The 17,400-nt window shown below is 62.2% G+C and carries 22 protein-coding genes; 11 read left to right on the forward strand and 11 right to left on the reverse strand.

The features are described from left to right. The first annotated feature begins 81 nt into the window (after positions 1–81). On the forward strand, positions 82–1,884 hold the full coding sequence (locus L5849_RS09680) for a long-chain fatty acid--CoA ligase (protein WP_236925407.1): 1,803 nt from the start codon (positions 82–84) through the stop codon (positions 1,882–1,884). Here the strand turns inward: L5849_RS09680 and L5849_RS09685 are convergent. The 3 genes from L5849_RS09685 to L5849_RS09700 all read right to left on the reverse strand — a co-directional run bounded on the left by L5849_RS09685 (position 1,881) and on the right by L5849_RS09700 (position 3,953). Next, a complete protein-coding gene (locus L5849_RS09685) occupies positions 1,881–2,408 on the reverse strand; it encodes a hypothetical protein (protein WP_115415543.1) in 528 nt (175 codons plus the stop codon). The genes L5849_RS09680 and L5849_RS09685 overlap by 4 nt on opposite strands. A 176-nt stretch (positions 2,409–2,584) precedes the next feature. Next, a complete protein-coding gene (thiS, locus tag L5849_RS09690; RefSeq protein ID WP_305040840.1) occupies positions 2,585–3,556 on the reverse strand; it encodes a sulfur carrier protein ThiS in 972 nt (323 codons plus the stop codon). A 10-nt stretch (positions 3,557–3,566) separates the two neighbouring features. Beyond that, positions 3,567–3,953, reverse strand: a complete 387-nt coding sequence (locus tag L5849_RS09700) for a MerC domain-containing protein (protein WP_370459213.1) — start codon at positions 3,951–3,953, stop codon at positions 3,567–3,569. 160 nt (positions 3,954–4,113) lie between these two features. Here L5849_RS09700 and L5849_RS09705 point away from each other — a divergent pair, with 160 nt between their 5' ends. From L5849_RS09705 to rpsI, 5 genes are all read left to right on the forward strand, one after another. After that, positions 4,114–5,139, forward strand: coding sequence for a COX15/CtaA family protein (locus L5849_RS09705; RefSeq protein WP_236925408.1), 1,026 nt, complete (start codon positions 4,114–4,116; stop codon positions 5,137–5,139). Beyond that, positions 5,136–5,441: a divalent-cation tolerance protein CutA gene (gene cutA / locus L5849_RS09710; protein ID WP_236925409.1), complete on the forward strand. Its 306-nt coding sequence runs from the start codon at positions 5,136–5,138 to the stop codon at positions 5,439–5,441. Before L5849_RS09705 ends, cutA begins: the two co-directional genes overlap by 4 nt. A 21-nt stretch (positions 5,442–5,462) precedes the next feature. Further along, positions 5,463–6,191 (forward strand): hypothetical protein, encoded by a 729-nt coding sequence (locus L5849_RS09715; RefSeq protein ID WP_236925410.1) that lies wholly within the window; start codon positions 5,463–5,465, stop codon positions 6,189–6,191. 162 nt (positions 6,192–6,353) lie between these two features. Continuing rightward, positions 6,354–6,833 carry a 50S ribosomal protein L13 gene (gene rplM, locus L5849_RS09720; protein WP_115415549.1) on the forward strand — a complete coding sequence of 160 codons (480 nt, stop codon included), beginning with the start codon at positions 6,354–6,356 and terminating at the stop codon, positions 6,831–6,833. Continuing rightward, positions 6,833–7,369 (forward strand): 30S ribosomal protein S9, encoded by a 537-nt coding sequence (gene rpsI, locus L5849_RS09725; protein WP_115415550.1) that lies wholly within the window; start codon positions 6,833–6,835, stop codon positions 7,367–7,369. The genes rplM and rpsI overlap by 1 nt, the downstream gene beginning before the upstream one ends. 73 nt (positions 7,370–7,442) lie before the next feature. Here the strand turns inward: rpsI and L5849_RS09730 are convergent, their stop codons facing one another. The 4 genes from L5849_RS09730 to L5849_RS09745 all read right to left on the reverse strand — a co-directional run bounded on the left by L5849_RS09730 (position 7,443) and on the right by L5849_RS09745 (position 9,736). Continuing rightward, entirely contained in the window at positions 7,443–7,640 is a 198-nt protein-coding gene (locus L5849_RS09730) for a hypothetical protein (protein ID WP_115415551.1), read from the reverse strand. 86 nt (positions 7,641–7,726) lie between these two features. Further along, positions 7,727–8,587, reverse strand: a complete 861-nt coding sequence (locus tag L5849_RS09735; protein ID WP_115415552.1) for a metallophosphoesterase — start codon at positions 8,585–8,587, stop codon at positions 7,727–7,729. After that, a complete protein-coding gene (locus tag L5849_RS09740; RefSeq protein WP_236925486.1) occupies positions 8,577–9,431 on the reverse strand; it encodes a diacylglycerol kinase family protein in 855 nt (284 codons plus the stop codon). Before L5849_RS09740 ends, L5849_RS09735 begins: the two co-directional genes overlap by 11 nt. Before the next feature lie 38 nt (positions 9,432–9,469). Continuing rightward, positions 9,470–9,736: a hypothetical protein gene (locus L5849_RS09745; RefSeq protein WP_236925411.1), complete on the reverse strand. Its 267-nt coding sequence runs from the start codon at positions 9,734–9,736 to the stop codon at positions 9,470–9,472. Between the two features lie 192 nt (positions 9,737–9,928). Here L5849_RS09745 and L5849_RS09750 point away from each other — a divergent pair, with 192 nt between their 5' ends. Continuing rightward, complete coding sequence (locus L5849_RS09750; RefSeq protein WP_236925412.1) at positions 9,929–10,222, forward strand: UrcA family protein; 294 nt, start codon at positions 9,929–9,931, stop codon at positions 10,220–10,222. Between the two features lie 176 nt (positions 10,223–10,398). Here the strand turns inward: L5849_RS09750 and L5849_RS09755 are convergent, their stop codons facing one another. Genes L5849_RS09755 through L5849_RS09765 form a run of 3 tightly spaced genes read right to left on the reverse strand, consistent with a single transcriptional unit; the run spans position 10,399 to position 13,960 of the window. Further along, positions 10,399–11,148, reverse strand: coding sequence for a LytTR family DNA-binding domain-containing protein (locus L5849_RS09755; protein WP_236925413.1), 750 nt, complete (start codon positions 11,146–11,148; stop codon positions 10,399–10,401). Further along, entirely contained in the window at positions 11,141–12,382 is a 1,242-nt protein-coding gene (locus L5849_RS09760; RefSeq protein ID WP_234041526.1) for a sensor histidine kinase, read from the reverse strand. Before L5849_RS09760 ends, L5849_RS09755 begins: the two co-directional genes overlap by 8 nt. A gap of 60 nt (positions 12,383–12,442) precedes the next feature. Further along, positions 12,443–13,960, reverse strand: coding sequence for a fumarate hydratase (locus L5849_RS09765; protein ID WP_370459221.1), 1,518 nt, complete (start codon positions 13,958–13,960; stop codon positions 12,443–12,445). A gap of 161 nt (positions 13,961–14,121) precedes the next feature. Here L5849_RS09765 and L5849_RS09770 point away from each other — a divergent pair, with 161 nt between their 5' ends. Genes L5849_RS09770 through L5849_RS09785 form a run of 4 tightly spaced genes read left to right on the forward strand, consistent with a single transcriptional unit; the run spans position 14,122 to position 17,095 of the window. Next, positions 14,122–14,718, forward strand: coding sequence for a protein-L-isoaspartate O-methyltransferase (locus tag L5849_RS09770; RefSeq protein ID WP_236925415.1), 597 nt, complete (start codon positions 14,122–14,124; stop codon positions 14,716–14,718). Further along, positions 14,719–16,200, forward strand: coding sequence for a TolC family outer membrane protein (locus L5849_RS09775; RefSeq protein ID WP_236925416.1), 1,482 nt, complete (start codon positions 14,719–14,721; stop codon positions 16,198–16,200). A 53-nt stretch (positions 16,201–16,253) separates the two neighbouring features. Further along, positions 16,254–16,703 (forward strand): DUF2497 domain-containing protein, encoded by a 450-nt coding sequence (locus tag L5849_RS09780; RefSeq protein WP_236925417.1) that lies wholly within the window; start codon positions 16,254–16,256, stop codon positions 16,701–16,703. A 23-nt stretch (positions 16,704–16,726) separates the two neighbouring features. After that, complete coding sequence (locus L5849_RS09785; protein WP_236925418.1) at positions 16,727–17,095, forward strand: (2Fe-2S) ferredoxin domain-containing protein; 369 nt, start codon at positions 16,727–16,729, stop codon at positions 17,093–17,095. On the opposite strand, the gene L5849_RS09790 is transcribed toward L5849_RS09785, so the two are convergent. Then, positions 17,092–17,382: a hypothetical protein gene (locus L5849_RS09790; RefSeq protein ID WP_236925419.1), complete on the reverse strand. Its 291-nt coding sequence runs from the start codon at positions 17,380–17,382 to the stop codon at positions 17,092–17,094. The genes L5849_RS09785 and L5849_RS09790 overlap by 4 nt on opposite strands. Positions 17,383–17,400: the final 18 nt, after the last annotated feature.

Here is a 17,400-nt window from a genome sequence, read left to right on the forward strand (position 1 = left end):
CGGCTTGCCGTAGCGCAGCGGGCATCCTAAGCCCGTGCCCATAAAACGACATATATAATAGGAACTGCTGAGGAGCCTGCCGTGCTGACGGATATCGATTCAGCCAACAATCTCGTCGAACTCTTTCTCAAGCGCGCCGACGAAAAGGCCGACCAGCCTTTTCTCGGCGCCAAGATCGATGGCTCCTGGCAAACGCTGAGCTGGCGTGAAGCAGCCGACCAAATGTGCCTTCTGGCGGAAAATTTACGCGGATTGGGCCTGAAAGACGGCGATCGGGTGTGTCTGGTATCCGAGAACCGCCCTGAATGGTGTATCTCCGATCTCGCCATTATGGCGGCGGGCTGCATCACCGTCCCGGCCTATACGACCAATACGGAACGCGATCACGTCCACATTCTCGACAATTCGGGCGCGAAAGCGGTCATAGTATCGACCGAGAAACTGCTCAGGCCGCTCCACGGCGCGCTTCAGGCTTCGGGCATTGCGGAACATGTGATCGGTATCGACGATCTGCACCGGCAGCAATCGGGCAGCTTCACCTTCCATAGCTGGGATAAAATGCTCGAAGGCGAGGCGTCTGCCGCGCGCGGCGCCGTGGAACAGCGGATTTCCGGCATCGGCCGCGGCGACACCGCCTGTATTATCTATACGAGCGGCACGGGCGGGGCTCCGCGCGGCGTCCTCCAGCATCACGGTGCAATCCTGTGCAACGTTGCGGGGGCAGCGGAAATCCTGATCGAGGATTTCGGTATTGCCGAAGATGAAAGGTTTCTTTCCTTCCTCCCTCTCAGCCATGCCTACGAACATACTGGCGGGCAGTATCTGCCCATCAGCGTTGGCGCACAGATCTATTATGCCGAGGGACTCGAAAAGCTCGCCAGCAATATCGAGGAGACCCGGCCCACGATCATGGTCGTCGTTCCGCGCCTGTTCGAGGTATTGCGCACCCGGATCATGAAGCAGATCCAAAAGCAGGGCGGGCTCGCGGAAAAGCTGATGAACACCGCGCTCGAAGTGGGGGAACGGCGTGCAGCAGATAGCGCGAAATTCGGCGACGGGCTCAAGGATTTCGCAGTTACCCGCCTGCTCAAACCCAAAATTCGTCAACGCTTCGGCGGGCGGATCAAGGCCATGGTTTCCGGCGGAGCGCCGCTCAATCCCGAAGTCGGCATTTTCTTCGACGCGATGGGCCTGACCATGCTGCAGGGCTATGGCCAGACCGAGGCCGGCCCGGTGATTAGCTGCAACCGTCCGGCGGCGGGGATTGCGATGCATTCGGTCGGCCCGGCCATGCGCGGGGTCGACATCAAGATCGCCGAGGATGGCGAGATTCTCGTGCGCGGCGAGCTGGTCATGCACGGCTACTGGCAAAATGAGAGCGAGACCGCGCGTACGATCAAGGACGGCTGGCTGCACACCGGCGATATAGGCCATCTCGACGAGAAGGGCCGGATCGTCATCACCGACCGCAAGAAGGACATGATCGTCAACGACAAAGGCGACAACATTGCCCCGCAAAAGGTCGAGGGCATGCTGACGCTACAGCCAGAGATCGGTCAGGCGATGGTGGCGGGCGACAAGAAGCCCTATATCGTCGGCCTCATCGTGCCCGATGCCGAATGGACGCTCGAATGGTGCCGGGCGCAGGGCAAGCAGTTCGATTGCAAGAAGGTCCAGGAGCTACCCGAATTCCGCAATGCCATACGCGCTGCGATCGATCGCGTGAACAAGGACCTCTCGGTGGTCGAAAAGGTCCGCCAGTTCGCCTTTGCCGACGAGCCCTTCACCATCGAGAACGAGGAGATGACCCCCTCGATGAAAATCCGCCGGCACAAGATCAAGGAACGCTACGGCGAGCGGCTCGATAGGCTGTATCGGGCCTAAGCCGCCACTTCCTCGATGAATTCGGGATAGAAACTCGGCGCCCGGTCGCTCCAGCCGGGGGCGGTGGCGGCGGCTTCGCTGAGCGACTGCAGCAGCATCTTGCGGCGTTCCGGGCGGATGTGCGGCAGCGCGGCGGCGGCGCAGAAGGCGCTTGGCAGCCACGGACGAACATCGGCGGAGATCAAGCGTTCATAGAGGAAGCGGAAGGCGGAAAAGCTGTCGATCCGCTCCTGCGCCAGATCGAAGGCGGCAACCCGGGTAAGCTTCCCGACAAAGCCTTCGACGCTGTCGAGGCCCGATTGTTCGGGGATCGACTGGCGCAGCGCTTTCAGTTCCTGATAGGCGACATATTGGCTGCGGATTGCGGCGTTCTCGCTCGCATTACGGCCCCAGATGCGAAAGGCATCGCAGCGGCCGAGGCCGATATCGAGGCTGCGGCGGATATAGCGCTGCTCGGCGGCGGTCAGTCCGGCGAACTCGCGCATTTCGGCAATAGTGATCGATGCGGTACCCGTTACGGCCATGATCGGCACTCCCTAGCTACGAGGTCGAGTGTCACCGAATATGGTTAACAAGCGGTAAGCCGGGTCAGCGCTGGACTGACTGCCTGCGCTTTCGCCGTTCGGCCTTCGGGCCGATAGGCACAGTATCCCCTCGCGCTGCGTGTCTTCGCGAATGTTCGGGCGTCGCCTTCCAGGGGCTAGATCAATCCGGCCAGCGGGCTGCTCGGATCGGCATATTTACGCGTTGCCATCCGACCCGCGAGATAGGCATCGCGCCCCGCCTCGACCGCCAGCTTCATCGCGCGGGCCATGCGGATCGGGTCCTGGGCCTCGGCGATGGCGGTGTTCATCAGCACACCGTCGCAACCGAGTTCCATCGCCACCGCCGCATCGCTGGCTGTGCCGACGCCCGCATCGACCAGCACCGGAACGCTTGCACCCTCTATGATCAGGCGGATGGTGACGCGATTCTGGATTCCCAGACCCGAGCCGATCGGCGCGCCCAGTGGCATGACGGCGACCGCGCCCGCATCCTCGAGCTGCTTGGCGGCGATCGGGTCGTCGACGCAATAGACCATCGGCAGAAACCCTTCCTTGGCCAGGGTCTCGGTCGCGGTGAGTGTTTCGCGCATATCGGGATAGAGCGTTTTGGCTTCGCCCAGGACTTCCAGCTTGACGAGGTCCCAACCGCCGGCTTCGCGCGCCAGCCGCAGTGTGCGGATCGCATCGTCCGCAGTGAAGCAGCCAGCAGTGTTGGGCAGATAGGTGACTTTCTTCGGATCGATGTAATCGGTCAGCATCGGCGCTTTCGGATCGCTGACATTGACGCGGCGCACGGCCACGGTGACGATTTCCGCACCCGATGCCTCGAGCGCGGCGGCATTCTGCTCGAAATCCCGGTACTTGCCGGTGCCCACGATCAGGCGGCTTGTGAATGTGCGCCCGGCGACCGACCATGTATCATCGCCCTGGCCGCCCCCCACGAAATGAACGATTTCCAGCGTGTCGCCCTCGGCGATCGCGTGATCGGCGAGGGCGCTGCGCGGCGCGATGGTGCCATTGTGCTCCACCGCGACCTTGGCGGGATCGAGTTCCAGCTCTTGCACGAGCTGAGCGATGGTGGTGGCGGCAGTGCGGCGGCTCTCGCCGTTTACGGTCAGGGCAATCATGCCGCCCGACTTAGTCCCCGCAGCGTTCCTTGCAAGCGGAGGAATGCACATGGCGCAGATTGAGGATATGTCCGAACGAAACCAGCGCGACGCCGATGATGGTCAGGACGGCTTCCTTGATACCGTGCGGAACCGCCAGCGCGGCACCCATGAAAGTGAGGCCGGTCATGGCAATGACAAAGGGTGCGGCCATGCGGTGGCGCAGCGCGCCCCAACCGATCGCCACGCCCGCGATCAGGGTTGCCAGCAGGAGCCCGATCTCGTGAATTTCGGGAGCCAGGAAAAGTTCGCCCCCAATTCCCAGGCCCGACACGAGCACGATCGACAGCAGGCAATGCAATGCACAGGCCCCGGAAAGAAAAATTCCCGCCCGGTCAAGCCTCCGACGAATCGGCAAGATGGCGCGTTGCAGCATGGCATGGCAGTTATGTTATGTTGTATCCCGTTTCAAGGAAAACCGCTTGGGGATCGTCTCTTTTCATCGATTGCGACGGCCGGGCTGGCGCTTGTCCGTTTTGCACTTGCACTGCGCTCGCGTGGAAACCACAGACAGAGCCATGTCTGAAACCAGCAGAAACACGCGACCGGTCGCCTTGGCAAACTGGCTACTCGTCGTCGCGACGATGGTTGTTCTGATGGTCGCCGTGGGCGGTATCACACGTTTGACCGAAAGCGGCCTGTCGATCACCCAGTGGAAACCGATTACCGGTGCCATCCCGCCGCTGACAGAAAGCGCGTGGCAGGCCGAATTCGATCTTTATAAGGCCACCGGCGAATACAAGAATGTCACCGGACCAGCGGGCATGGATCTCGCCGCCTTCAAGTTCATCTTTTTCTGGGAGTGGTTTCACCGCCTGCTGGGCCGCTTGATCGGACTGGCCTTTGCGTTGCCGCTCGCCTGGTTCTGGATACGCGGCGCGATCCCGCAGGGCTACAAATGGCGGCTGGTGGCGCTGCTGGCCCTGGGTGGGCTCCAGGGCGTGTTCGGCTGGTTCATGGTGCGCAGCGGACTTGCCGGAACGATGACCGATGTGAGTCACTTCTGGCTTTCCATCCACCTGCTCACAGCGCTTTTCACGCTTGGCGGGCTGGTCTGGACCGCGCTCGACCTCAGGCAACTGGCAAGGGGCAATTCCAGGCCCGCGCGCTGGGTCTTCACGGCGAGCTGGGCTGGCGGCATCCTTTTCATCCAGCTCCTTCTGGGTGCGTGGGTGGCGGGCCTCAACGCCGGGCTCGCCTCGGACAGCTGGCCCTTGATGCAGGGGCGGCTGGTTCCCGAATATGACAGTTCGCGCGGCTTCCTTTACGCGATCACACACGATCCCTTCCTTATACACTTCCTGCACCGCTGGTGGGCCTGGGTCGCGGTGGTGGCGCTGGTCGTGATGGCGAGACAGGTGAAACCGCTCGCGCGACCGGCCTCGATCGCGATCCATTCTGCCTTCGGTACACAGATATTGCTCGGGATCGCGACGGTCTGGACCGGCGTCGCGCTATGGGTCGCGGTGGCGCACCAAGTGGTCGGCGCGCTGCTGGTCGCCAGCTTCGCCTGGGGTGCCCACGCGCTCGGTCGCAGATCGTGACCGCGCTGATTTATTGTCCCTTCCCGGATGCGGCGAGCGCAGAGGCCATAGGCCGTGCTCTGATCGAGGAACGCCTCGTGGCCTGCATTAATATCGGCTCGCCGGTCCGATCGATCTTCATGTGGGAGGGAACGGTCGATGAAGGCGAGGAAGCCCCCTGCCTTTTGAAGACGTCGAGCAAACTGCTCGCGCGGGCCATTGCGCGTCTCGAAGACTTGCACCCCTATGATACCCCCGCAATAGTGGGCTGGAATTGCGACGCAGCCGGGCGGGCAACGCAACGCTGGCTCGGTGCTATATAACGTCGACAAACGGGGGCATTGTTGAGAACGATCGACCGCAGGGAGAGTCTACAGCTTTTCACCGGACTGGCCTCAGCAGCCATGCTCTTCATTTCTGGCGGTCCGGCCTTCGCTGCGCAGGGCACCGCAATCACCTTCCCGCGTGGCGAATTCATCCTCCGCCGAGAGCTCGAACGGGAAATGGCGCGTAGAGCCACACTGCTGGTCGCGCGCGCATGGCGTGGACGCTTCGAAACCGATGGCGAGACGGCACTGGTCACCGGCGAACAGATATCGAGCCGGGTTGTCGCCCCCGCTCATCTCGAGCCCATCGCCGCCATCGAGCGCGAACGGCGCTCTTCCGGACCATTCCCCGCGCGTCTCGACATGGACGGCAGGATTGTAGGCGAAGCAACCGGATCGGCCGCTGGCAAGGCCGAAGCAGTGAAGGCGGCCATGGCCGTGCTGGAACGTGCGGGCCACACACTTGGCCAATTGCACGAAAGCAAGGCCTATCTCGATCGTCTGGCCAGCTCGGCCGACGCCATGACGAGAAAGATTCCGGCGGATCTCTTCTTTCCGGTAGTGGGGGAGGCAAGCGAACGCAGGACGCTGACACTGCCTGGGGGAGAGGAAGGCCAGGTTTCTGTATTTCTCAAGGCCAGCGCTGGTCCGGGAGGCTTGCTCGATACGTTCGAACGCCGAATTGCCACTCGGGTAAGGGACGATGCGCGCCTGGCTCGCGAAAGCTGGTCTCTGCGCCTCGAATAGGCTGTGGTTTTATTTTACCTCCCCTGACACGCGCGGAATTGCTTGACTACAGCGTCAAGGAACGTCATTTGCCGCCCGCTTTGCGGATCCGTTTGCGCGGATTCGCCGACTGACGCCGGCGCCTTAGGGACCCGGCACGAACACTAGGAACGGAAACCAGCCATGAAGGCTCTCACGAAGACCACCCGGTCGATCAAACCGGCAGAGGTCGAAAAGAAGTGGCACATCATCGACGCCGAAGGTCTCGTCGTCGGTCGTGTCGCGGCGATTATCGCCAACATCCTGCGCGGCAAGCACAAGCCGAGCTACACCCCGCACGTCGATTGCGGCGACCACGTCGTCGTCGTCAATGCCGACAAGGTGAAGTTCACCGGCAAGAAGCTGAACGACAAGGTGTATTACAAGCACACCGGCCACCCGGGCGGCATCAAGGAAACCACTCCGGCCAAGGTGCTGGAAGGCAAGTTTCCCGAGCGCGTCCTGGAGAAGGCCGTGGAACGCATGATTCCGCGTGGCCCGCTTGGCCGTGCACAGATGCGCGCCCTCCACGTATTCGCCGGCACCGAGCATCCCTATGACGGCCAGAAGCCCGAAAAGCTCGACGTTGCCTCGATGAACCGCAAGAACAAGGTTGTCGCGTAATGGCCCCCGAATCGCCGAACGAAACCAAGAACGAAACCGTCTCGGATCTCGCCGATCTGAAGGACATCGCCGGTGACGCGCCCGAGGGCGACGCCGCCGATATCGCAGCCACCGCCGAAGTCCCCCTGCGCGAGCAGGAGCTGGACAAGGAAGGCCGCGCTTATGCCACCGGTCGCCGCAAGGACGCTACCGCTCGCGTGTGGCTCAAGCCCGGCAGCGGCAAGGTCACTGTCAACGGCAAGGACCAGGAAGTCTATTTCGCACGTCCGACGCTGCGCCTGATCATCGACCAGCCCTTCACGATCACCGATCGCCAAGGCCAGTACGATGTCGTCGCCACCGTTCGCGGCGGCGGCCTTTCGGGCCAGGCCGGCGCCGTCAAGCACGGCATTTCGCAGGCTCTCGCAAAGTACGAGCCCGCGCTGCGCGGCACGGTCAAGGCCGCTGGCTTCCTGACCCGCGATAGCCGCGTGGTCGAGCGTAAGAAGTACGGCCGCGCCAAGGCACGCCGCAGCTTCCAGTTCTCGAAGCGCTAAGGCCTTACCCGATCATTCGATCACCAAGGGGGGCGGTTCCGCGAGGGGCCGCCCTTCTTTCTTGCGTGTCCGCTTAGCGTTGTAACAGCATAATGCCCCAGGCCAGCGCGGTGCCACCTATGAAGAGCGGCCAGGACCACCAGAAATCAAACTGGTGAAGCTCCACCCGGAAAATCGCCAACTGACCGCCCCTGGACCCCTGCGACCCGATCGTCAGCGCCACTATCAGAGTGAGAATGGCGCCCAGTGGCACTGCCTTGACGAGTTCCATCGTTTAGCCCCCTTGTAACGTTGCGCATCCTTTCGTGAACGCGAGCGCATTTCCAGAGCGGTGACGAACGGGATTAGTCTTGGTGGTTAATGGATGGGAGGATCCACGCGGGGCACCTGGCGAATCGGAGCGACCGGCTCACCCTCCTGTCGTGGCGGCAGCGCGTTCTCCGGAACGTCGTCGATCTGCATGTCTCGCGTGTCCACATCCTGCAGATTGCGCACATAGACGCTCAGTTTCTCGCCGTCCCACTCGATCTCGTTGAAGCTGGGCGGGGTGGATCGCGTGCGCTGGGACAAGGTGCCCGCACCGATCATCCGAACCGGTCCTTCGCTGGTCTTCTCCAAGATGTCGAAGGCATCGTGGACGTGACCTGACAGAACGGCTTCGACATTGCGTTTCGCCAGTTCGCGCAGCGCCTTGCCGCCATGCTTGGTAAGGGCCGTTCCCTGAGTCCCGACTTCACGCAAGGGATGATGCACTGCCACCAGCGCACGCGTTCCGCTGGGAAGAGCGTCGAGTGCATCAAGACACCGCTCAAGTGCTCTGTTGCTCACCCAGCCCTTCGACCAGTTGAGCCGCGGCTGCATGCGGACCGCCGTTTTGAGCGGGATAATCGCGAGTCTGCCGAGATCGAGCTCCTTCTCGACCTTTTCCGCCATTCCGCGAAACCGCCTGTAGGGCGCAAAAAACCGTTCGATCGGGTTGAAGTACGGCATGTCGTGATTGCCGACTTCGACCGTGACAGGCGCCTCTAGCGAGTTGATCCAGCGGGTTGCCGCGGCAAATTCGCGATGCCTCGCTCGCATCGTCAAATCGCCTGTGATTGCGACCGCATCGGGCCTCTTCTCCGCGATTTCCTGTTTTACCCAGTCGAGCGCGCGATTGTTCTCCAGCCCGAAATGAATGTCGGAGAGGTGAAAAATCCGCCGGAAGTCAGAAGCCATGGGATGTCGCTAGCAGGTCGACGGGGCAATCAGCTACAGTGAATTCCGCCTGCGAGGGGAGAGTCGCCGGCTCTCCGTCAATCAGGACCTGCAAGGGTTCGCCGGCGCAGTTTTCCATTCGCACCCTGTCGAGCAGACCCAGCCGCTCATGAGGCCCTTCGCGAAATCGTCGCCGCAGAACCGCCCAGCCTTGCTGCAGGATATCGCTGGCGCTTTCGGGACGATAGCCGTCGACCTGCAGCCCGCGATGGCTTGGAGTCAGTTCGATCAGCGGATAGCCATCCTTATGGCCGATCACCGGTTCGATCAGACGCACGCGCGAGCCGCCGGTCGTCTCGGCTATGGCCTCGCCGGCACCCTGGGCCAAACCAGCAACGTCAAAGTCACGCATCGCCTCGCGCACTTCCGCCCATGCCGTCCCAGGGCCTACCAGAAGGCCTGCAAGCGCACTGCCTGCGTCGCAACGCGCCATCATGGGGCGAATTGGGCGGTAGGCACCCCGGGAAATGCAATCGAGTATCTCTTCGCATGCGACATCCTGCCCGTGAAGGCGCGCGCTCATGAGATTCATCGTGCCACCGGGTAGGACCAGAATCTCGCCGTCCCATCCTGACAGAGCGGCAATCACCGCATTCAGACTACCGTCGCCGGTAAAGACGACCAGACGCGTCACTCCATCATCCCGAAGGCTGGTCGGCGTTGGCAAAGCCTGAGCGGGAAACTCCACAATCCGATCTGGAGACAAGCCGCGCATGGCCAACGCGCCCAGCAAAGAATCGTACGCGGCGTCACTATTGCTACCGCTGCGCGAATTGACGACCAACCAGGAACGTGGGGAACCCATAACGATGAAGCGCCGAAACGCGCGCCCGGTTCCCGCAGTCACATACGGCCATTCAGTATCAGCCACGCGGTTATTCCGTTGAGGAAGCTGTAAAACCCATATGCCCAGGCCGCTGCGGGCCAGCCATGACCGGCCAGAAGCATGGCCGTGAGCAAAACCACGAATTCGAAGGCCAGGGCAAATCGCCCACCACCCGATCGGAAAGAGGCGGGCAGCGTATCGAGCAAGGGGTGGTTCGAATCGAGAACTGCCCTGTGAAGCGCGAAATTCACGATCCCGAGCATGAAGATAATACCGAGCGACATAGGACGAGTGTCTTACGCTCGTCGTCCGCCGATGGCCAAATACCATTGGTCGGCAAATCTACACCTCCGGTCAAATCGCTGTGCTGCCTGTCGAACGGGAGGTGTGATTACAGATGTAGCCATGTAATACAGTTGGTGCGGCAGGCGTTTCCCCTCATCGATAGAGTCGGCCGCAGACCCGGAGATGATACCATGAAGACACCTCTCGCTACACTCGCCGCCCTGGGCCTCGCCCTGTCCGCTACCACGGCGCAGGCCGAATCGGTAAGCGTCGCCTACAAGGATCTCAATCTCGACACGGCAGCAGGGCAGAAGATTCTCGAACGACGTATCGATGCAGCAGCGCGTGAAGCATGCGGCTTCCGAGGCCAGCGCACTGGAACCAGGGTCCGCAGCCCAAGCTCACGCGAGTGTTATGAGGCGGTCAAGATCAGCGCCAGCGAGCAGATCGCAGCGCGCATCAAGGACGAGTCCTTGGGCGGCTGAAACCCCCAGTCCGCCCAACCACCGACCCCGGCCGGATGCAGTCCCCCGGCCGGGGTCACTTTTTGTCCGCTGCAATCGAGCGGGCAGTGGGCAGGCCGAGCACACCGCCGCTCGGCATGTCTCACACGCATCTCTGACACGCTTCACAATGTCGGGTATGTAGGGCGCGGGCGCCTTTAGCGCCCAGCCATCGCCTTCACCTTCGGCAGATAGGTTCGGCCGATCCGCAGCGCCTCCCCGTCGGCGAGTTCGACCGACCAGACCCCCAGACCATCATGCCGCAGGCCGGTAATGCGATCTCTGCGAAGGATGGTCGAGCGGTGAATGCGGATGAATTTCGCGGGGTCCAACCGCTTTTCCAGCCCGGCAATGGTCTGCAGGAGAAGATAGGTCCTCGCGGCCTCGCCTTCCCCGACATGCAGGCGGACATAGTCACGCTCTGCATCGATCCGGCCAACTTCGGACGTTGCAATGCGGATCAGTTCCGAACGGTGCGGAATCCACAACTCGTCCAACCACGTGCTGTCGTTCCTCTCACTATCGCCTCTCCGGGCGAGCGCGCGCGACACGGCCCGTTCCAGCCGCTCGGGCTTGACCGGCTTGAGCACGTAATCGACGGCATCGAGATCGAAAGCTTCGACCGCGTAATTGTCATGCGCGGTAACGAAGACCACCGCCGGTCGCTCCGCTTTCTTGGCCAGCGATTTGGCCACCGACATTCCGTCCACTTCCGGCATGGTCATATCGAGCAGGATGAGGTCGGGCGTAAGCGCATCGACCAGACGCAGGGCCTGCGCGCCATCGCTGGCAGTGCCGACGACCTGCAGCTCGCCGATCTTCGAACAGATCACCTGCATCCGCTCGACTGCCAGGGGCTCGTCATCGACGATCAGGGTCTTGAGTTTTTCGGTTTCTTCCTCAGCCATGCTTCACCATCGGTATCCTCAGCTCGGTTTCATAGCCGGTCAACGATGGCCCGGAAACGATCGTCGCGGCATTGCCGAACCGGGCTTCGAGGCGGTCGCGGACATTGGCCAGACCTATGCCGAAGCCGTGATTCCCGGAGGCACCTGGCCCGTCATCGCCAACGGTGAGCACGAGCCGCCCATATTCCTCGCGCGCAGCGATCGTGACGGTCACTGGCCTGCTTGATGCCGAGACGCCGTATTTTACCGAATTTTCCACGAGTGGTTGTAGAATCATGCCAGGGACCTTGAAACCGGCCAGTTCGGACGGGAGATCGACCTTCACCTTCAAGCGCTCGGGAAAGCGGACCGATTCGATTTCCAGATAGTGTTCCTGGAGATCGATCTCGTCCTCCAGAGTCACATCGCCGGTCGGATCGTCGGCAAGGCTGTGGCGGTAGAACCGGGATATCGTCTGTATCATCTGCTCGGCGCGTTCGGCTTTGCCCGTCATGACGAGCGCAGAGAGCGAGTTGAGCGTGTTGAACAGAAAATGCGGATTCACCTGATAGCGCAAGGAGCGCAGCTCGGCCGCCTTCGCCGCGCTACGGAACCGTTCTCCCCGACGTTCCGCGGCACGCGCCTGTGCGCCGGCAAGGAGAGCTAGAAATAGCGCCGCCCAGGCAAGCAGGAGGAAATACCGCCCGATCGCAAGGTCGAATGTCATCCGCCATTGATCGAGCGAGGTGGGCGCGGGCGCGATGACCACGCTCTGCGGCACCGATTGCTCCGCTTCTTCCACCTCTTCGCCCATTTGGCTGCGCGGAAGGTCGATCAGGAGATTCCCGGCATCGTCGCGGCGCAACGCGATACCGCGTTCCTTGCCCATTTGCTGCTCGACCCTGGCTTCGATCGAATCAAAGACCCAGCGATTGGCCTGCGCGATCATCATGGCGCCCGGCATTGCCGCGATCAGCGCAACGGCAATCTTAATGCCCAGCGCCCTGTTCTCCACCGCACGCAGGCACAGCCACAAGAGCGCCGTCACCCCTACGCCGATCACGCTGACAAGCGCGCGGCGCCAGAGCAGCTCGTCCTGGAATTCAAGACCGACAACCACACCGCGAAGCGTGATTAGAAGGAAATAGCAGAGCCACAGACCGACCATCGAGGCAAAGACAACTTTGCCGGGCAGGCGTTCATCTGGCGGATTCATCTGGCGTTCATCGATCGACACGCTTTGCGATGTGCCCATTCGAACGCGCAATTGCCAGCGCGGCGGTCGAATGGGTTGTGCGGTTGGTCGAGAGCCCTGCTATTCGGCGGGCTCAAGGTCCCCTTCGGCGATCCGCCGACGCCATTCGGCCGGTGCGAGTGTGTGGACGTTATTGCCCGCTGCATCGACTGCAACGGTAACCGGCATATCCTCCACCTCGAATTCGTAGATCGCTTCCATCCCCAAATCCTCGAAAGCGACGACCTTGGCCCCTTTGATCGCGCGGCTGACCAGATAGGCAGCGCCGCCCGTCGCCATCAGATAGGCAACCTTGAACCTGGAGATGACCTCTACCGCATTGTGCCCGCGTTCCGCCTTGCCGATCATGGCGAGGAGGCCGAGATCGAGCATCATCTCGGTGAACTTGTCCATGCGTGTGGCGGTGGTCGGACCGGCGGGGCCGACCACCTCGCCCATCACCGGATCGACCGGCCCGACGTAATAAATGGCCCGGCCCCCGAAATCGACCGGCAGCTCTTCGCCCGCATCGAGCATGTCCTTGATGCGCTTATGCGCCGCATCGCGCCCCGTCAGCATCTTGCCGGAGAGCAGCAGGCGATCGCCATGCTTCCAGCTCGACACTTCCTCGGGAGTGAGCGCATCGAGATCGACTCGCCTGGCTGCCGCATCGGGTTTCCAGGTAACCTGCGGATATTCGTCGAGCCTGGGCGGTTCGAGATAGGCAGGGCCTGAGCCATCGAGAGTGAAATGCGCGTGGCGCGTGGCGGCGCAATTGGGGATCATTGCCACCGGCTTGCCCGCCGCGTGGCAGGGTGCGTCGAGAATTTTCACGTCGAGAACGGTCGACAAACCGCCCAGTCCCTGCGCGCCGACGCCCATGGCATTGACGGCATCGAAGATGTCGATGCGTAGCTGCTCGATATCGTTCCGCGCGCCTCGCTGTTTGAGCTGACCCATGTCGATCGGATCCATCAGGCTCAGCTTGGCGAGCTTCATGCAATGCTCGGCCGTGCCGCCAATGCCGATGCCGAGCATGCCCGGCGGGCACCAGCCCGCACCCATCGACGGGATCTGCTCGATCACCCAGTCGACGATATTGTCCGACGGGTTCATCATCTTGAACTTCGACTTGTTCTCGCTACCGCCGCCTTTCGCGGCCACATCGATGCTCACCGTGCTGCCCGGCACCATTTCGACCGAAAGCACCGACGGCGTGTTGTCGCGCGTATTGCGGCGAGTGAAGGCCGGGTCGGCGAGGATCGAGGCACGCAGCTTGTTGTCTGGATGATTGTAGGCGCGGCGCACGCCCTCATCGACGACCTCTTGCAAGGACCGGTCGCTATCGAGGCGGCAATTCATTCCCCATTTGACGAAGACGTTGACGATGCCGGTGTCCTGGCAGATCGGTCGATGCCCCTCGGCGCACATCCGGCTGTTGGTGAGGATCTGTGCGATCGCATCCTTCGCTGCCGGACCTTTTTCCGCTTCATAGGCTTCGCCCAGCGCGCGAATGTAGTCCATCGGATGGTAATAGGAGATATACTGGAGTGCGTCGGCCACGCTCTCGATCAAGTCGTTTTCGCTGATGACGGTCATGTCGCTCATCGCCGCAAATTCCCATGTTGCAGATTTGCGCTCCCCGATAGGCGCGTTTGCCGCCATCGGTCAAAGCGCTTGGCCACAACGGGCCTTGCGCCTAAGGCAACCGGAGCTTGCATAAGCGTGTTATTGATGTAATACAGCTCGCGGAACGACCCATGACCCTGACCACTACCCGCCTCGATTATGCCGCCGCCCGCAAGGCGATGCTCGACAGCCAGTTGCGAACCAGCGGCGTCAACGACGTTTTCGTGCTCGAACGCATGGGCACCGTGGCGCGCGAGGATTTCGTCCCCCAGGCCGCGAAGGCCACGGCCTATATGGACCGCGCGATTAGGCTGGAGAGCGGTGGATTCCTGCCCGCCCCGCTGTTTCATGGCGCGATGCTGGCCGAAGCGCGCCCCACGATGGACGACAGCGTCCTCGTGATCGACGGCGGGAGCGGTTATCTGCCCGCACTGGTAGAGCCGCTGGTTGCGAAGCTCGACACGGTCACGCCCGACAAGGCTGCCAATGGCGCAAAGCGGGGCGCCTACACGCTCGTCCTGGTCGACGGGGCGATCGAACATGTGCCCGCCGCGTTGGCCAAGCTGGTGGCGGATGGCGGGCGGATCGTAACCGGCATGGTCGAGCGCGGCGTCACCCGTCTCGCCACCGGCCGCAAATCGGGCAAGGCGCTGGCATTGTTGCCGCTTGCCGAAATGGGGATCCCGCGGCTCGGCGCATTCGACCGGCCGCAAAGCTGGAGTTTCTGAATGCGTCGCGGAGGGTTTTCGAAAAATCTTGTCCTGGGGGTAAGCGCAGGTGCGCTGGCACTGTCCGCGCCGGCCCATGCGGACACTCTCCAGGAAGCCCTGACGCAGGCCTATCGGAACAATCCGACATTGCTTGCCGCCCGCGCCAACCAACGCGCAGTCGACGAAGATGTACCGATCAACGAAGCCCGGGGTATTCCGAGCATCAATACGACTGCGACCTATACCGAGTTCATCAAGAATTCGCCCAACAGCTTTACCGCGCCGGAAAGGGTCTTGCAGATCGGACCCAGGCTGGAAGTCCCGATCTATGCCGGCGGGGCGATCCGCAACGCAGTCAAGGCGGCCAAGGAACGCGTGACTGCCGGGCAGGCCGATCTGCGCGCCATAGAAAGCGCGCTCTTCAACCAGGTTGTCGCCGCTTACATGGATGTTCTGCGCAGCGAGGCGCTGGTTTCGCTTTCCGCCAATCAAGTGGAGGTCCTGTCGGTCAACGTGCAGGCGACCAGCGACCGTTTCGAAATCGGAGACCTCACCCGTACCGACGTGGCCCAGTCGCAATCGCGCCTCGCACTGGCTCAGGGCGATCTGCGTAATGCAGAGGCCACGCTCATCAGCGCTCGCGAAACCTATATCCGTCTGGTAGGCGACGCCCCGACCAACCTGCAGCCGCCGCCGCCGCTTCCCAATCTGCCGGCCAATGTCGAAACCGCAGTCGATACCGCGCTGGCCAGCAATCCCGATCTGATCGCCGCCAAGGAACGGGCCGAGGCCGCCGGTTTCGATAGCGAAGCGGCCGGTTCGGGGCGCTTGCCGAATGTGTCCCTGTTCGCAAACACGGCCTATACCGACTATTTCGACACTCTTGCCGGTGGCGCGGGCGGTATCGCTCAGGAAGAGACGACGGCCAATGCCGGCGTGCGGGTAACCATTCCGATTTTCCAGGGTGGTCTGCCCGCGGCGCGCCAGCGTCAGGCACAGGCGCGTGAGACGGCAGCGCTGGAACAGGTGATCGCCACCGAGCGCGAGATCATAGCGCAGGTGCGGGCCGCCTGGTCGAGCTGGCAGGCGTCGCTCGCCGTGATCGAAAGCAGTCGGATCGCCGTCGATGCGGCCGCTCTCAGCCTCGAGGGTGTGCGCGCGGAAAATTCGATCGGCAGCCGCCAGATTCTCGATGTGCTCAATGCCGAGCAGGAACTGCTCAATGCGCGCGTCCAACTCGTCACCGCTCGCCGCAATGCCTATGTCGCAGGTTTCACGCTGCTCGCGGCGATGGGCCGTGCAGAGGCCCGCGACCTCGGCTTCATCGGCGAAGGCCTGCTTTACGATCCGGCGGAAAATTACGAGCGAGTACGCGGGCGCGTATGGGATTGGGATCGCGATCCCGAACCGGTCGCGATCTCGACCAGCACCGTTGCGGTACCGGCCCCGAACGCCGATGTTCCGCCAGAGGATGAAACCGGGACCGAATCAGGCTATTGAGGGAATGTACCGAATCGGGGCGTACCGATTCGCCAGCAGGGGCTTGAGAGACGATGCAGCAACCGGGTGAACCCTCGGTCGAAGAAATTCTCGACTCAATCAAGAAGGTGATCGCGCGCGACAATCGCGACGGTGCGATCCTCGAGCGGCGCAAACGCGCAGCGCCCGCTGAAAAAGCAACCGAACCGGCCGCTTCCGGCGAGACGGAAGAAGTGTTCGAGCTGCCGGAAGAAACCGCTCTCGACGATGACGATAGCGCCGAAGACGCGCTGACCCGGGGCGATACGCGCGAAGCCATGCGGCAGAACTTCGCCGCGCTCGCCATGTTGGCCGAACCGGGCAAGCAACCGCAAATCGTGCGCTCTGGGGAAACCTCGCTGGAGGGCCTGGTTCGCGAGATGCTGCGTCCGATGCTTGCGCAATGGCTCGACGATAATCTTCCCGGAATGGTCGAAGAGCTGGTCAAGGCCGAGATATCCCGGATCGCCGGCAAGCGCAGCTAGGCGCGCCTTCAAGTACCTTGACCGTGAAGCCTAAATCGCTGCGCAAGGCCGAACGAGCGCTGGCCAAGACGGGCGGTGCGCGCGCGGAACGCCAGATATTTCTCTGCGCCCTGTCGGAAAAGCAGAAATGCTGTAGCCGCGCGGATGGGAAAGAGGCCTGGAACTATCTGAAGCGGCGGCTCAAGGAGCTGGGTCTGGCGGGGAGCGGAGGAACGGTTCAGCGCACCAAGGCGGATTGCCTGCAAATCTGCGATTCAGGCCCCATCGCCGTCGTCTGGCCGGACAATGTCTGGTACCATTCGTGCGAACCGGAGGTGCTCGAGGCGATCATCCAACGTCATCTGATCGGCGGTGTGCCGGTCGAGGAATACCGGCTCCGACCGGGCGACTAGTCGGTTTTCTTGCGCGCTTCCTCGATCGATTCGTCATGCCCCGTACCCGAAGACAGAAAGACGAGCCCCATCAGCGCGCTGGTGAGCAGCATGGTGAAGCCGACGCCGAGTGCGGTGGCGATGTAGAAGTGAATCGACACCTCTTCGTCGCCGAATTTGTAAAGCAGCGCCAGCGCGATCGCGACGATCCCGACGGTCAGCAGGAACATGAAGCGCATGATGCGCCTGAAGCGAGCCCAGGCAAAGGCCGCGCTTTCCGGATCGTCGAGGAGGGATTTTTGCGTCATCGCGAAGCCACATGGCGC

Source organism: Erythrobacter sp. SN021 (assembly GCF_021864455.1).

Excerpts from the sequence above, each read along its gene's own strand:
- L5849_RS09745 (WP_236925411.1), bottom strand. The coding sequence starts at position 9,736 with ATGTCGCTCGGTATTATCTTCATGCTCGGGATCGTGAATTTCGCGCTT.
- L5849_RS09775 (WP_236925416.1), top strand. The coding sequence starts at position 14,719 with ATGCGTCGCGGAGGGTTTTCGAAAAATCTTGTCCTGGGGGTAAGCGCA.
- rpsI (WP_115415550.1), top strand. The coding sequence starts at position 6,833 with ATGGCCCCCGAATCGCCGAACGAAACCAAGAACGAAACCGTCTCGGAT.
- thiS (WP_305040840.1), bottom strand. The coding sequence starts at position 3,556 with ATGATTGCCCTGACCGTAAACGGCGAGAGCCGCCGCACTGCCGCCACC.
- L5849_RS09780 (WP_236925417.1), top strand. The coding sequence starts at position 16,254 with ATGCAGCAACCGGGTGAACCCTCGGTCGAAGAAATTCTCGACTCAATC.
- L5849_RS09735 (WP_115415552.1), bottom strand. The coding sequence starts at position 8,587 with ATGGCTTCTGACTTCCGGCGGATTTTTCACCTCTCCGACATTCATTTC.
- L5849_RS09730 (WP_115415551.1), bottom strand. The coding sequence starts at position 7,640 with ATGGAACTCGTCAAGGCAGTGCCACTGGGCGCCATTCTCACTCTGATA.
- L5849_RS09685 (WP_115415543.1), bottom strand. The coding sequence starts at position 2,408 with ATGGCCGTAACGGGTACCGCATCGATCACTATTGCCGAAATGCGCGAG.
- L5849_RS09705 (WP_236925408.1), top strand. The coding sequence starts at position 4,114 with ATGTCTGAAACCAGCAGAAACACGCGACCGGTCGCCTTGGCAAACTGG.
- L5849_RS09740 (WP_236925486.1), bottom strand. The coding sequence starts at position 9,431 with ATGGGTTCCCCACGTTCCTGGTTGGTCGTCAATTCGCGCAGCGGTAGC.
- rplM (WP_115415549.1), top strand. The coding sequence starts at position 6,354 with ATGAAGGCTCTCACGAAGACCACCCGGTCGATCAAACCGGCAGAGGTC.
- L5849_RS09755 (WP_236925413.1), bottom strand. The coding sequence starts at position 11,148 with ATGGCTGAGGAAGAAACCGAAAAACTCAAGACCCTGATCGTCGATGAC.
- L5849_RS09760 (WP_234041526.1), bottom strand. The coding sequence starts at position 12,382 with ATGGGCACATCGCAAAGCGTGTCGATCGATGAACGCCAGATGAATCCG.
- L5849_RS09750 (WP_236925412.1), top strand. The coding sequence starts at position 9,929 with ATGAAGACACCTCTCGCTACACTCGCCGCCCTGGGCCTCGCCCTGTCC.
- L5849_RS09770 (WP_236925415.1), top strand. The coding sequence starts at position 14,122 with ATGACCCTGACCACTACCCGCCTCGATTATGCCGCCGCCCGCAAGGCG.
- L5849_RS09765 (WP_370459221.1), bottom strand. The coding sequence starts at position 13,960 with ATGACCGTCATCAGCGAAAACGACTTGATCGAGAGCGTGGCCGACGCA.
- L5849_RS09790 (WP_236925419.1), bottom strand. The coding sequence starts at position 17,382 with ATGACGCAAAAATCCCTCCTCGACGATCCGGAAAGCGCGGCCTTTGCC.